Annotated in this window: 10 protein-coding genes; 9 read left to right on the top strand and 1 reads right to left on the bottom strand. The window is 73.6% G+C overall.

Going from position 1 to position 13,567, the window contains the following annotated elements; translation table 11 throughout:
• Positions 1-3: 3 nt before the first annotated feature.
• Positions 4-1,530 carry a type VII secretion protein EccB gene (eccB, locus tag ACF068_RS31410; protein WP_392277715.1) on the bottom strand — a complete coding sequence of 509 codons (1,527 nt, stop codon included), beginning with the start codon at positions 1,528-1,530 and terminating at the stop codon, positions 4-6.
• Positions 1,531-1,712: 182 nt separating this feature from the next.
• Between eccB and eccE the strand changes: the two genes are divergently transcribed.
• From eccE to ACF068_RS31365, 9 genes are all read left to right on the top strand, one after another.
• Complete coding sequence (eccE, locus tag ACF068_RS31405; protein ID WP_392277714.1) at positions 1,713-3,047, top strand: type VII secretion protein EccE; 1,335 nt, start codon at positions 1,713-1,715, stop codon at positions 3,045-3,047.
• Positions 3,047-3,763, top strand: coding sequence for a hypothetical protein (locus ACF068_RS31400; RefSeq protein WP_392277713.1), 717 nt, complete (start codon positions 3,047-3,049; stop codon positions 3,761-3,763). Before eccE ends, ACF068_RS31400 begins: the two co-directional genes overlap by 1 nt.
• Before the next feature lie 216 nt (positions 3,764-3,979).
• Positions 3,980-4,213 (top strand): DUF397 domain-containing protein, encoded by a 234-nt coding sequence (locus ACF068_RS31395; protein ID WP_392277712.1) that lies wholly within the window; start codon positions 3,980-3,982, stop codon positions 4,211-4,213.
• Between the two features lie 368 nt (positions 4,214-4,581).
• Positions 4,582-7,566 (top strand): SCO5717 family growth-regulating ATPase, encoded by a 2,985-nt coding sequence (locus ACF068_RS31390; RefSeq protein WP_392277711.1) that lies wholly within the window; start codon positions 4,582-4,584, stop codon positions 7,564-7,566.
• 202 nt (positions 7,567-7,768) lie between these two features.
• Entirely contained in the window at positions 7,769-9,586 is a 1,818-nt protein-coding gene (locus ACF068_RS31385; protein WP_392277710.1) for an ABC transporter substrate-binding protein, read from the top strand.
• Between the two features lie 6 nt (positions 9,587-9,592).
• A complete protein-coding gene (locus tag ACF068_RS31380) occupies positions 9,593-10,621 on the top strand; it encodes an ABC transporter permease (RefSeq protein ID WP_392277709.1) in 1,029 nt (342 codons plus the stop codon).
• Positions 10,618-11,631, top strand: a complete 1,014-nt coding sequence (locus ACF068_RS31375; protein WP_392277708.1) for an ABC transporter permease — start codon at positions 10,618-10,620, stop codon at positions 11,629-11,631. The genes ACF068_RS31380 and ACF068_RS31375 overlap by 4 nt, the downstream gene beginning before the upstream one ends.
• The gene (locus ACF068_RS31370) at positions 11,628-12,596 is read left to right on the top strand and encodes an ABC transporter ATP-binding protein (protein ID WP_392277707.1); all 969 of its coding nucleotides are present in this window, start codon (positions 11,628-11,630) and stop codon (positions 12,594-12,596) included. Before ACF068_RS31375 ends, ACF068_RS31370 begins: the two co-directional genes overlap by 4 nt.
• Positions 12,593-13,564, top strand: a complete 972-nt coding sequence (locus tag ACF068_RS31365) for an ABC transporter ATP-binding protein (RefSeq protein WP_392277706.1) — start codon at positions 12,593-12,595, stop codon at positions 13,562-13,564. Before ACF068_RS31370 ends, ACF068_RS31365 begins: the two co-directional genes overlap by 4 nt.
• Positions 13,565-13,567: the final 3 nt, after the last annotated feature.

Raw genomic sequence — 13,567 nt, 5'->3', positions numbered from 1 at the left:
CCCTCAGGAGCCCTGCGGCTGACGCGCCGCGCCGGTGGACAGGCGGGGGCCGGTGGGGAGGAAGGCCGACCATGCGGCGGGGACCGGGACGGGGTCCACACCCTTGTAACCGAGGCGGTTCTGCGCCTGCTGCGCCTCCTGCTGACGCGCCTGCTTCTCCTCCTTGGAGCCGGAGGAGCCGATGCCGGAGTCGTCGGTGGCGGTGTCGCCGTTGGACTGCATCGCGTAGCGGAGTCCGGTGTCGGTGACCAGGAAGAGGAAGCCGGTGTGGGTGGTGGAGCCCTTGAACTGGCGGAAGAGCTGGCCGGAGCCAGGGGTGACGTAGGCGCTGCTGGAGCCGGTCGGGAGGGTGGCGGGGAAGTCGCTGCCGGCCCAGGTGCTGAGGGTGGTCCTGCCGTTGTCGCCGTCCACCTCGCGGAGGACGTTGCAGACGGTGTTGCGTTTGCCTTCGCCGATGCCGGCGTCGTTGACGGGCTTGGGCGCGGACTCGGGCCACTTCTTGTCCCGGCCGAACGCCTCGCCCGGCTGGAAGGCTCCGGCGCTGACCGACTTTGCCTGGCCGGCCTGTCCGAGGTCGATCAGTTCCCTGCTGTTGAGCAGGAGCTTGGCCATGAAGTCGGACACGGGGGCGACCCGGCCCCGGAGCACGACGTACTGCTGCTTCCTGGTCCCGTCGGTGGCGGTGAGGACCATGCCGACCTTGTTGTCCTCGGGGTCGAGCGGTCCGTCGATCCCGGCGGGCTCGCCGGGGGTGCCGGGGACGGTGGGGAAGGTGATGGTGTCGCCCTTGTGGAGGGTCTCCAGCCAGGCGGCCGACACCCGTTGGGCGGCGCGTCCCTGGCCGACGAGCTGGCGGAGGAGCAATTCGTCCTTCTTCACCGGGTACGCGGTGCCTCCGGCATCGACGACGTACCGCGTGGCGTCGGGGCCCTCGACGTAGAGCAGTTCCCCGCCGCGGAGGCGGTCGGCGCCCTCGGTCCGGCCCTCCTCGCGCTCGGCGAAGACGAACGCGGCCTTCTGGATGGCGCGGCCGCCCTCGCCCGGCCGTTCGCAGACGGCCCAGCGCTTGGCGGCGCCGGCCTCCTTGGGGTCGGGCAGCCGGTCGGGGGCGTAGGGGATGCCGAGGGTGGCGCCGTGGGGAATCCTGCCGTCGTCGAGCACCGACTCGTCGACGTTGATCACCGTGCCCTTGTCGGGGTTGAGCAGGAGCTTGGCGGAGGACATGTTCAAAACGGGGTGGAGCTGCGTCTTGTCGCCGGTCTTGAGCACCACGTAGCGGGTGGTGGACTTGCTGGCGATGATGACGTTCTCGCCCGGGGTGTCCCAACTCTTCGGCGCCACCGGCTTGAACATGCCCCAGGCGGCGAAGACGGCGAGGACCACGGCGCCGGCGATGGCTCCTGGCACCACCGCGCGCAGCGGGCGCGGAGCGCCCTCCTCGGAGCCGGTCGTATTGGGCTGCACGAACTGCGCAACAAGCCTCCGCTTTGCGAAGGTATAGGCGTTGAGTTCGTCCCGTCGTGATGCCATTTGTCCGCTGCCCCTCATCCCCTCTGGGCGACCAGGTTCCCACACGCATCGAAAACCCTCTGCCGTCGCGCCGCGCACTACTATGCCTGCTGGCGCTTGCGTCCCACCGCTCAGGTAGGGTGATCGCCCGGTCAACGCCCATAAGAATTTGGCAATTGCGGACACGAGGGGGCAACGCGGCGATGGGTACGGCGACGCGCGCGCGAAATGGGCGGACTTCTCGGCGGGCCCCCGACAGTTCCCGACGGCAACGGAGTAACGCCCGCTCCACGCCGCCCACTCAGGGCCCTCCCGCGACCACCACACTCCGTCCCCTCTCCCGCACCGGCCGTCTCGGCCCCTTGCAGCTCCGTCAGTTGGTCCTCGTCGAGGCGGCGCTCGCCCTGGCCGCGGTCGGGTTCGCCCTCGGCGGCCTCTGGGTCGTTCCCACGTGCGCCGTGGCGTGCCTGATGGTGCTGTTCGCCGTGATCCGCCGCAGGGGGAGGGCGCTTCAGGACTGGCTCTCCACGGCACTCTCGCTGCGCGCCCGCAGGCGCGGGGCCGCCGCCCCCGCGGCCGACACCGACCCGTCGCTGGCCGGTGTCACGGAGAGCGTGCCGGGCTTCCGCCCGTACCCCTACGTGGACCGCCGGCGCCGCACCGTCGGGATGCTCGGCGACGGCACCTTCCTGACCGGTGTCGTACGCATCGAGGCCAGCGGTTCCGCTTTGCGCCCCGCCTCCGGCGCGCGCGCCCTGCCGCTGTCGGTCCTGGGCGACGCCCTCCAGGTCGACGACATCGTCGTGGAATCGGTGCAGTTGGTGCAGCAGGTGCGGCCCGCACCGGCACCGCACCTGCCCCAGCAGGCGGTGGCGCGGCTCTCGTACGCCCCCCTGCACGAGCGCACCGGAGCGCCCGCGTCGCGGATGACCTGGGTCGCGGTGAAGCTCGACCCGGAGCTCTGCGCCGAGGCGGTCGAGGCGCGCGGCGGCGGTACGGAGGGGGCACAGCGCTGCCTGGTGCGCGTGGCGGACCACGTGGCGAGCCGTCTGACCGGGGCCGGTTTCCAGGCGGTGGTGCTGGACCAGGAGGAGCTCAACTCCACGGTGGCCACCGCCGCGTGCGCCAACCCCCGCGCGGCGGCGCGGGCGGCGCGTCCCGGCGCGGCGCCGCAGCGGCGTACGGCGGAGACCTCGCGGGTCTGGCGGTGCGACGACCGATGGCACACCACCTACGCGGTCGGCCGCTGGCCCGAGCTGGGCCGGGGTGCGTCGCCGCTGCCCCAGCTCGTCTCGCTGCTGACGTCCGTTCCGGCGTACGCCACCACCGTCAGCCTCACCTTGCGGCGCGGAACACGCCAGGGGGCGATGAACATCCTCGGCCACGTACGTATCACCGGCGGATCCGACACCGAACTCGTCGGGGTGCGGCGGGCGTTGGAGCAGGCCGCCCGGTCGGCGAAGGTGGGCCTGCTGCGCCTGGACCGCGAACAGCTTCCCGGTGTCCTCGCGACGCTGCCGCTGGGAGGTGCGCGCTGATGGCACGCACCGCTTCCGCACGCGGCCTCCGGGGGCTGTTCGGCCCCCGTCACGCGGGCCACAGCGTGGCCACCGACCACCTGGGCGCCCTGTCCCTGCCCGTCGGGGACGACGGCGTGGTGATCGGCGACGACGCGGAGGGCCGCCCGCAGCTGATCGGCTTCCACCGCTCCACGCCGTACGACGTCCTGCTGATCGGCGGCCTGTGGACCGCCCAGGTGCTGGCACTGCGGGCGGCGGGCACCGGGGCGCGCGTCGCGGTGGAGACGGGCCGGCCGCAGGAGTGGACCACCCTGGCGCAGTCCGCGGGGGCCGGGCTGGAGTGCGTCACCCTGCACGAGGTGGGCCGCGTACCGCCGCTGGGCGCGACCGTGGGCAGTCCCGTCGTCGTCGTACGGGACTGCGGCATGCGCCCGCCCCGGGGGCGTGTGGTGTCCTCGCCGTGGCAGTCCGTCCTGACACTGCTCCCCTATCTGAGCCCCGTGGCACCACGGCTGATGCGGATGGCCACGCTCGTGGGCGTCCAGCGCGTCTCGCCCCAGGAGGCGCAGCAGATCGGCCGGATACTGGGCCTGCACAGGACCGAGACGGAGGCGCTGCCGACCCTGGCGGACGGCGTGACCCTCTGGTGCTCCGGGCGGGAGCGGCACTGGGTGATGACCGCCGCCACCGACGCGGAGTCGGGCCTGCTGGGCATGCCCCGCCGGATCGACTGAGCCCCGCCGCGCCTCACTCCCCCGGGTGACGTACGGGCCCGGCTGCGGCCGACGCGGGCCCCGCCGGGCGGCGTACCGATCCGCGGAAGACGTCCGTCCCCGGCCTGCCGACTGGCCTACGATACCGATGGTGACGCTTCAGCAACATCCAACTACGCGCCGCCACCGGGTGTTTGCCCACGCCCGGCCGGCCGGCCGTGACCGAAGGGAACCGTGATGGGGAGCGCAGAGGAGAAGGAAGCGCTGTACGCGCTCGACATTTCCGGCGTCGAATGGCACGGCGCCCCGGGAACGAGCGCGGACGAGGAGCGGGTGGAGATCGCCTACCTCCCGGGCGGGGCCGTCGCCATGCGCTCCTCCCTGGACCCCGGCACCGTCCTGCGGTACACGGAGGCCGAGTGGCGGGCGTTCGTGCTCGGGGCGCGCGACGGCGAGTTCGACCTGCGCTGACGGCCCGGGGCCGGCACGCGGGACGGGACCGGGTACAGGACGGGGCCAGGACCCGGCCATGGCAGGGACCTTCGGGACCTCGCCGGCCGACCGGGCCCCGCTTCCGTTGGATCGCTCCCCTTTTGTACGGCTCTGCCCCTCACGCTCCGCCGTGTGCAGGTCACATGAGGGACACGGGTGGGGCGCGGAGGTGCGCCGACGCCGGGCGGGCCTGCCGGGCGGGTGGTGTTGGCGATTAGGGTGGGTGAGGGCGCGGCGCGGTCGTACGGGCATGGCCGCCACGCCCCGGGGGAGAGCCGGGCCGATCGGAACAACGGTGGCCCCCACCCACGACGGCACAAGGGTGCTCGACCACACCAGGAGGCAAAGTGAACGGCGATCGGGACGACATCCACGGGAGCTGGAACATTCCCGTCGAGGAGTCCGACGCGGATCCCGCCGAGATGACGGGTGAGTTCACCATCGACTACACCCCGCCCGCCTGGTACACGCAGAACGCGGGCGACACGTCGGGGGCCGGGACGCCCGCCGCTCCGTCGGCCACGCCCGTCCCGCCCCCGCCGCCGCACGGTGCCACACCGGTGGCGGTGCCCGAGCAGCCGGTGGCGGTGCCCGAGCAGCCCGCGCCGGCGGCCGCGGATGTGCCCGCGGAGGCGGCGGTGGCGGATGCGCCCGCGTCCGCTGAGGGGGTTGCGGCCGCGGCTGTCGACGGGGTTGTGGCACCGGATGCGGGGGCGGTGGTGGCTCCGGAGGCGGCTGAGGCTCCTGGGGCGCCGTCGAGCGGCGACTTCGAGTCGGGTTGGGCGCCGGGGGCGCCGGCGGCGGAGGCCCCCGCGGTGCCTGCCGTGCCCGCGGTGCCTGCCGTGCCCGCGGTGCCTGCCGTGCCCGCGGTGCCTGCCGTGCCTGGCCCGGAGGCGCCCGCTCCGGCGGCGCCTCCGGTCGCTCCCGTCGCCCAGGCGGCTGCCGAGCCCGCGCGGGAGCCGGAGACGGGGCCGGCTCCGGTGCAGGCCGAGCCGGTGCAGGCCGAGCCGGTGCAGGCCGAGCCGGTCGTGGCCGCGGACCAGCCGCAGCCGTTCGGTGGCGGCGACGTGGAGAGCGGGGCCACCATGCGCTTCTCCCCCGCCGCGCTGAAGCGCGAGATGGCGGAGATCGCGGCACGTGAGGCGGCGGGATCGGCCGAGCGGGCCGAGCCCTCGCAGGGCGGCTCCGAGGGCGACGGCGCTGCGGTGGACGCCGACGCGGACGCCCAGGCCGGGCCCGACGCCCCGGGGAACGGCGAGGGCCCTGTCGCCGGGACGCCCACCGGGGCGGAGGAGGCGCCGGAGGCCACCGGTGCGGTCGCCGACGCCGTGCCCACGGGCCCCGCACCCCAGGACACCGCGTCCCAGGGCCCCGCACCCCAGGACACCGCGTCCCAGGGCCCCGCACCCCAGGACACCGCGTCCCAGGGCCCCGCACCCCAGGACACCGCACCGCCCGCGCCCGCGCAGCCGTGGGCCCCGGTGCCGGGCCAGCAGGGAGCGGGGCTCCCGCCGCTGCCGCCCGCGTTCCAGCCGGCCGCGCCGACCGCCGCGCCCCAGTGGCCCGTACCGCCTGCCCAGGCGCAGGCGCAGCCCCCCGCACAGCCGGCTCCGGCCGCGCCCGCCCAGGACCAGACCCCGGCCCCGGCCCCGGCACCCGCCGCGCCGCTCCCGCCGCAGGCCCCCGCGCCCCCGGCCGGGTACGGGTTCCCCCACCCCGGCCAGCAGCAAGCACCGCAGGCGGGCTACGGCTTCCCGCACCCGGGCCAGCAGCCCATGGCGCAGCCCGCACCCCAGGGCGGCTACGGCTTCCCCCACCCGGCCCAGCCCCAGCACCAGCACCAGCACCAGCCCCAGCCGCACGCCCAGCCCGGCCAGCACCCACAGCCCGCGCAGCACCCGCAGCCCGCCCAGCACCCGCACGCAGCCCAGCACCCCACCCCGCACCCGCAGCAGCCGCCCGTCGATCCGCGGACCGGGGCCGCCTGGCCCAGCTCCGTCACGCACGACCAGCGCGAGCGGTCCGTGCCGGGGGCGCCGCTGGGTTACACGGCCGCGGTGGAGCTCTCCTCCGACCGCCTGCTGCGCAACAACAAGCAGAAGGCCAAGTCCAGCCGGAACCCCTCCGCCTCCGCCCGGTTCAAACTCGGCGGCAAGAAGGAGGAGGCGGAGCGCCAGCGCAAGCTGGAGCTGATCCGTACGCCGGTGCTGTCCTGCTACCGGATCGCGGTCATCTCCCTCAAGGGCGGCGTCGGCAAGACGACGACCACCACCGCCCTGGGCGCCACCCTCGCGACCGAGCGGCAGGACAAGATCCTCGCGATCGACGCCAACCCCGACGCCGGTACGCTCGGCCGGCGCGTGCGCCGCGAGACCGGGGCCACGATCCGGGACCTGGTCCAGGCGATCCCGTACCTCAACTCGTACATGGACATCCGCCGCTTCACCTCGCAGGCGCCCTCCGGCCTGGAGATCATCGCCAACGACGTGGACCCGGCCGTGTCGACGACGTTCAACGACGAGGACTACCGGCGCGCGATCGACGTCCTGGGCAGGCAGTACCCGATCATCCTGACCGACTCCGGCACGGGCCTGCTCTACAGCGCCATGCGTGGTGTCCTGGACCTCGCCGACCAGTTGATCATCATCTCGACCCCGTCCGTCGACGGTGCGTCCAGTGCGTCGACCACGCTCGACTGGCTGTCGGCGCACGGGTACGCGGATCTGGTGCAGCGCTCGATCACGGTGATCTCCGGGGTGCGCGAGACCGGCAAGATGATCAAGGTCGACGACATCGTGCAGCACTTCGAGACGCGTTGCCGCGGGGTCGTCGTGGTGCCGTTCGACGAGCACCTGGCGGCGGGCGCCGAGGTGGACCTGGACATGATGCGGCCGAAGACGCGCGAGGCGTACTTCAACCTCTCCGCGATGGTCGCCGAGGACTTCGTACGGGCGCAGCAGGCGCAGGGGCTGTGGACCGGTGACGGCCACGGGTCCGTGCCGCCCCAGTTGGCCCCGCCGGTGCCCGGCCAGCCGGTGCCGGGCCAGCCCTACCCGCCCCAGCAGCCGGTGCCCGGTCAGACGGCCCCCGGCCAGCCGTATCCCGCACAGGGCTGGGAGCCGTACCAGCAGCCGGTTCAGCCCGGCCAGGCCCCGCCCCCGGCGCCGCACCCGCAGTACCCGCAGCACCAGCCGCAGCAGCCGCAACACCCCCAGCAGTACCCGCAGCAGCCCCAGCCGCCGCAGCCGCAGCCCGGCTGGCCGCAGCAGCAGCATCCGCAACAACAGCCCCAGCAGCAGCCCCCGCAGGCTCCGCCAGCTCCTCAGCAGTAGGGCGTCAGAGGACTGGACCAATGAGGGCCCGCACCGTCGTCACGGTGCGGGCCCTCACCGCATTCTCGCAGCACAGAGCGGGTTTGACGGCTCGTCAACGGATGGTCAAAGGATCGCCGACGCGTCGTTGACGCGCCTCCGTCCCGCTGGTAGACCTTCGCTTCACCAGCCGGCGCCCCGAGATGGACGCGAGGTCAACCTCATGGTCACCATGGCTCCACACCGCTCCCTCCGCCTGCTTCTCGCCTCAGGCTTAGCCGCCACCTCACTCACCGCCGGCCAGCCCGCGCGGGCGGACGAGGGGGACGGCGGGGACGGCAGGACCGTCCTCAGCATCGCCGTCTCGCAGAGCGTGGACTCGCTGAGCCCGTTCCTCGCCCAGCGGCTGGTCTCCACCAGCATCCACCGGCTCGCCTACGAGTACCTCACCAACTACGACGCCAAGGACGCGCACCCCGTCCCCGGCCTCGCCACCGCCTGGAAGTCGTCGCCGGACAAGCTGACGTGGACCTACACGATCCGGGACGACTCCACGTGGTCGGACGGGAAGAAGGCCACCGCCGAGGACGCGGCCTGGACGTTCACCAAGATGATGACGGACGAGAACGCCGCCACCGCCAACGGCAGCTTCACCGCGAACTTCCGGCAGGTCACCGCGCCGGACCCGAGGACGCTGGTCATCAAGCTGAAGAAGCCGCAGGCCACCATGACGGCCCTCGACGTCCCGATCGTCCCCAAGCACGTCTGGGAGAAGGTCGGAGACTTCTCGAAGTTCAACAACGACAAGCGGTTCCCCATCGTCGGCAACGGCCCCTTCGTCATCACCGACTACAAGGTCGACCAGTACGTCAAGCTCACGCCCAACAAGACGTTCTGGCGCGGCGCGCCCAAGTTCGACGAGCTGGTGCTGCGCTACTACAAGGACGGTGACGCGGCCGTCGCCGCACTGCGCAAGGGCGAGGTGTCCTTCGTACCGAACCTCACCCCCGCCCAGGCCGCGGCCCTGAAGTCGGCGCCGGACATCAAGGTGAACGACGCCCCCGGCCGCCGGTTCTTCGCCCTCGCCACCAACCCCGGGGCGCGTGCCAGGGACGGCAGGAAGTTCGGCAGCGGCCACCCGGCACTGCTCGACCCGGCGGTCCGCAAGGCCCTGTTCCAGGCGGTCGACCGGAGGACCATCGTGGAGAAGGTCTTCCAGGGCCACGCCGTGGAGGGCGAGGGGTACATCCCGCCGCGCTTCGGCACGTACTTCTGGAAGCCCGGGGGCGCGCAGCGGATCGCCTACGACCCGGCACAGGCGGCGCGGACACTGGACCGGGCGGGCTACCGGAAGAACGCCGGCGGCAAGCGGGCCGGCAAGAACGGCAGGCCGCTGGACTTCCGGATCCTGTGCCACGCCACCGACCCCAACGACAAGGCGGTCGGCAAGTACCTCCAGGAGTGGTGGGGCGAGCTCGGCATCGGCCTGGAGGTCGACTGCCTCGACAACGTCTCCGACCCCTGGGCGAAGGGCGACTACGACCTGGCCTTCGACGGCTGGTCGGTCAACCCGGACCCCGACTTCGTCCTGTCCATCCACACCTGCGGCGCACTCCCCGCCACCCCCAAGGACACCGGCGCGACCGACAACTTCATCTGTGACGCGCGGTACGACGAGCTGTACGCCCAGCAGGCGGTGGAGTACGACACGGCCCGACGGGCCGACCTGGTCAAGCGGTTGCAGTCGCGGCTGTACGACACGGGGTACATGAACGTCATCGCGTACCCCAACGCGGTCGAGGCCTACCGCACCGACCAGATCGCGTCGATCACCACGATGCCCTCGGACGGCGGCAACATCTGGGGCCAGGACGGCTACTGGAGCTGGTGGTCCGCGGAGCCGGCCGCGAAGGGCCCGGACGACGGCTCCGGCTCCTCGGCGACGGTGTGGCTGGTGATCGGCCCCGCCGCACTGGTCCTGGTCGCGGTGGGCGTCTGGGCCGCAATGCGCCGCCGCTCCACCGCCGACGACCGCGAGTAGCCGGTGGTGACCACCGTCGGCCCGCCCGCCGAGGCGGCGCGGCGCCCGGGCAGGACGACGAGCGGCTATCCGCGCTACCTGGCGGGCAAGCTGGGCGGCGCGGCCGTCTCCCTCTTCGCCGTGCTCGTCACCAGCTTCTTCCTGTTCCGTGTCCTGCCCGGCGACCCGGTCAAGGTCATGACGCACGGCATGCCGACGTCGGCCGAGCAGATGGCGACCCTGCGGCGGCAGTTCGGGCTCGACCTGCCGCTGTGGCAGCAGTTCACCGACTACTGCGCCAAGGCGCTGACCGGCGACCTCGGCACGTCCTACCAGTTCCGGACGCCGGTCGGGGAGCTGATCGCGCAGAAGGTGCCGGCCACGCTGCTGCTCACCGGGGTGGCCGTCGTGCTCTACTCGGCGATCGGGCTGTGGCTCGGCACCCGTTCCGCCTGGCGCCACGGCGGCCCCGGGGACAGGCTGAACACGGCCGTCGCACTGACGCTGTGGTCCGTCCCGTCGTTCTGGCTCGGGCTGCTGGCCATCATCGTCTTCTCGGTGGGTGTCGGGCCGGTGCCCGGCCTCTTCCCCACCGGCGGCATGGAGTCGGGTGACGCGACGGGGTTCGGGTACGTCCTGGACGTCGCCCACCACATGGTGCTCCCCGTGCTCACCCTGGTGGCCGTGGGGTACGCGCAGACGCTGCTGGTGATGCGCGCCTCGCTGCTCGACGAGATGGGGGGCGACTACCTGACGACCGCGCGGGCCAAGGGGCTGCGGGACGACTTGGTGCGCCGCCGGCACGCCGTGCCCAACGCGCTGCTGCCCACCGTCACGATGGTGTTCATCAACCTGGGGCACGTGGCCGCCGGGTCGATTCTCGTGGAGACGGTGTTCTCCTGGCCGGGGCTCGGGGGACTGTTCTACCAGGCGCTGTCCGTACCGGACCTGCCGCTCGTGCAGGGTCTGTTCGTCGTCTTCGCCGGGGCGATGATCGTGATGAACCTGCTCGCCGACCTGCTGTACCCGTTCCTCGACCCCCGGGTGGGCCGATGACCACTTCCCCGGAGTCCTCAGCGAACTCCTCCCCGGACCCCTCCTCGATGTCCTCCGCGAACTCCTCCCCGGACCCTTCCTCGACGTCCTCCGCGAACTCCTCCCCGGAGTCCTCCGCGAAGTCCTCGTTGACGTGGGCGCGCCGCCGGGAGTCGGCGGCGCGGTTCTGGCACCGGTACCGCCGGCAGCGGGCCGGGCTGTACGGGCTCGCCGCCCTCGCCCTCATCGCGCTGGTCGCGCTCGCCGCCCCGCTGCTCGTGGGAGCCGGTGACGAGGTGCGGAGTGTGACCGGTGCGTCCGGTACGCCGCTGGAGGCGCCGAGCGCCGCGTTCCCGCTCGGGACGGACCAGTTCGGCCGGTCGCTGCTGGACCTGCTGGTGTGGGGCGCCCGGGTATCGCTGGCCGTCGGACTGCTCGCGGCGGCGCTGTCCGTCGCCATCGGCACCCTGGTGGGGATCCTGGCGGGCCACTTCGGCGGCTGGCTCTCGACCGTGGCCATGCGCGTCACCGACTGGTTCCTGGTGATGCCGGCGCTGGTGCTGGCGATCGTGCTGGCCACGGTGATGTCCCGGAGCATGTGGACGGTGGTCCTCGCCATCGGGATCACGAGCTGGCCCACCACGGCCCGGCTGGTGCGGGCGCAGACCATCGCGGTGGAGTCCCGCCCGTACATCGAGCGCGCCAGGGCGCTCGGCGGCGGCCACGGCCACGTCATGAGCTGCCATGTGCTGCCCAACGTCATGCCGCTGGTGCTGTCGCAGACCACGCTGGGCATCTCGGCCGCGATCCTCACCGAGGCGACGCTGGCCTTCCTGGGCCTGGGCGATCCGTCGGTCGTCTCCTGGGGCGGGATGCTCCAGGACGCGCGCGAGGCGGGCGCGGTGTCGTCCGGGCACTGGTGGTACCTGGCCCCGCCCGGGATCGCCATCGCCGTCGTCGCCCTCTCCTTCACCCTGTGCGGGCGGGCGGTCGAGTCCGTGCTGAACCCGAGGCTGGGGGTGGGGCGTTGAGCCTGCTCGACATCCAGGACCTGCACGTCACGTACGGGACGGGCGACGCCGCCGTACCCGCCGTGCGCGGGGTCGGCCTGACCCTGGAGGCGGGGCGGAAGCTTGGCGTCGCCGGTGAGTCGGGGTGCGGCAAGTCGACCCTGGCGCTGGCCCTGCTGCGGCTGCTGCCCGCCTCCGCCCGGCTGACCGGGCGGATCCTGCTGGACGGCGAGGACGTCCTGACCATGACGTGGGGACGGTTGCGGGCCGTACGGTGGGCGGGCGCGTCGATCGTGTTCCAGGGCGCCATGCACTCGCTCAACGCCGTCCACCGGATCGGCGACCAGATCGCCGAGCCCCTCCTCGTCCACCGGAGGGCGACCGCCGGGGCGGCCCGCACCCGGGTGGGCGCGCTGCTGGAGCAGGTCGGGCTGCCGGCCGCGCGGGCCGGTGCGTACCCGCACGAACTGTCCGGCGGGCAGCGGCAGCGCGTGATGATCGCCATGGCGCTGGCCTGCGAGCCCCGGCTGATCGTGGCGGACGAGCCGACGACCGCGCTCGACGTGATGATCCAGGCGCAGGTCCTGCGGCTGCTGGAGACGCTGGTCGGCGAACGGGACATCGGCCTCGTCATGATCAGTCACGACCTGGCCGTCCTGGCCGACACCTGTGACCGGCTGGCGGTGATGTACGCGGGCCGGATCGTCGAGGAGGGACCGGCCCGGGACGTCTACGACGCCGCCCGGCACCCCTACGGGCGCGCCCTGTCGGCCGCCTTCCCCCGCATCGGCGACCCGGCCTCCCGGCTCGCCCCGCGCGGTCTGCCCGGCGACCCTCCCGACCCGGCCGCGCTGCCCTCCGGCTGTACGTTCCACCCGCGCTGCCCGGTCGCGCTGGAGACGTGCGCGTCCCAGGACCCGCCGCTGGTCCGGGCGGCGCCCGGTCACCTGGCGGCCTGCCTCCTGACGGACGGGAGCCCCGCATGAACCCCCTGCTCGCCGCCTCCGGGCTGCACGTCACCTTCCCCGGCCGGCGCGGTGGCCCGGCCGCCCGTGCCGTGGACGGGGTGGACCTGGAGATCGGCGCCGGCGAGATCGTCGCGCTCGTGGGCGAGTCGGGGTGCGGCAAGACGACCCTGGCACGCTCACTGCTGGGCCTGGTCCGGCCCACGTCCGGCTCGGTCACCTTCGACGGGGCGCCCCTGTCGTACGCCTCCCGGGACCTCAAGAGCCACCGGCGGCGGGTACAGCTCGTGCTCCAGGACCCGAGCGGCTCGCTCAATCCCCGCCACACCGTGTACGACGCGGTCGCGGAGGGGCTGCGGATCCACGGGTACGGCGGGGACGAGCGGGCCGCCGTCGCCTCGGCGCTCGCCCGGGCGGGACTACGGCCCCCGGAGCGGTTCTTCCTCCGTTACCCGCACGAGCTGTCGGGCGGCCAGCGGCAGCGGGTCGTCATCGCCGGGGCGCTGGTCCTCGAACCCGAGCTCATCGTCGCCGACGAGCCGGTCGCCTCCCTGGACGCCTCGGTGCGCGGCGAGATCCTCGCGCTGCTCCTGCGCCTGCGCGACGAGCTGGGCCTGGCCGCGCTGGTCGTCACGCACGACCTGGGCCTGGCGTGGAACATCGCCGACCGGGTGGCGGTGATGTACCTGGGGCGGGTCGTCGAGACCGGCACGGTGGAGGAGGTCCTGTCGGCGCCGCGCCACCCGTACACCCGGGCGCTGCTGTCGGTGCTCCCCGAGTCCGACACGGAGCCGGTGCTCCTGACGGGTGAGCCCCCGGACCCGTCCCGCGTCCCGGCGGGGTGCCGGTTCCACGCCCGCTGCCCGGTCCTGGCGTCCGGGGAGGCTGACCGGGCGGGCGTGGCGGCCGCGTGCCGCACCGGGGACCTGCCGGTCCTGGACGGCCGCGGCCGGGGGGCGGCGTGCCACTGGGCGGCGCGGCAGGGCTGACGG

The organism is Streptomyces sp. NPDC016309 (genome assembly GCF_043077235.1).
Taxonomy (GTDB): Bacteria; Actinomycetota; Actinomycetes; order Streptomycetales; family Streptomycetaceae; genus Streptomyces.
This window is presented reverse-complemented; position numbering and strand designations above follow the sequence as displayed.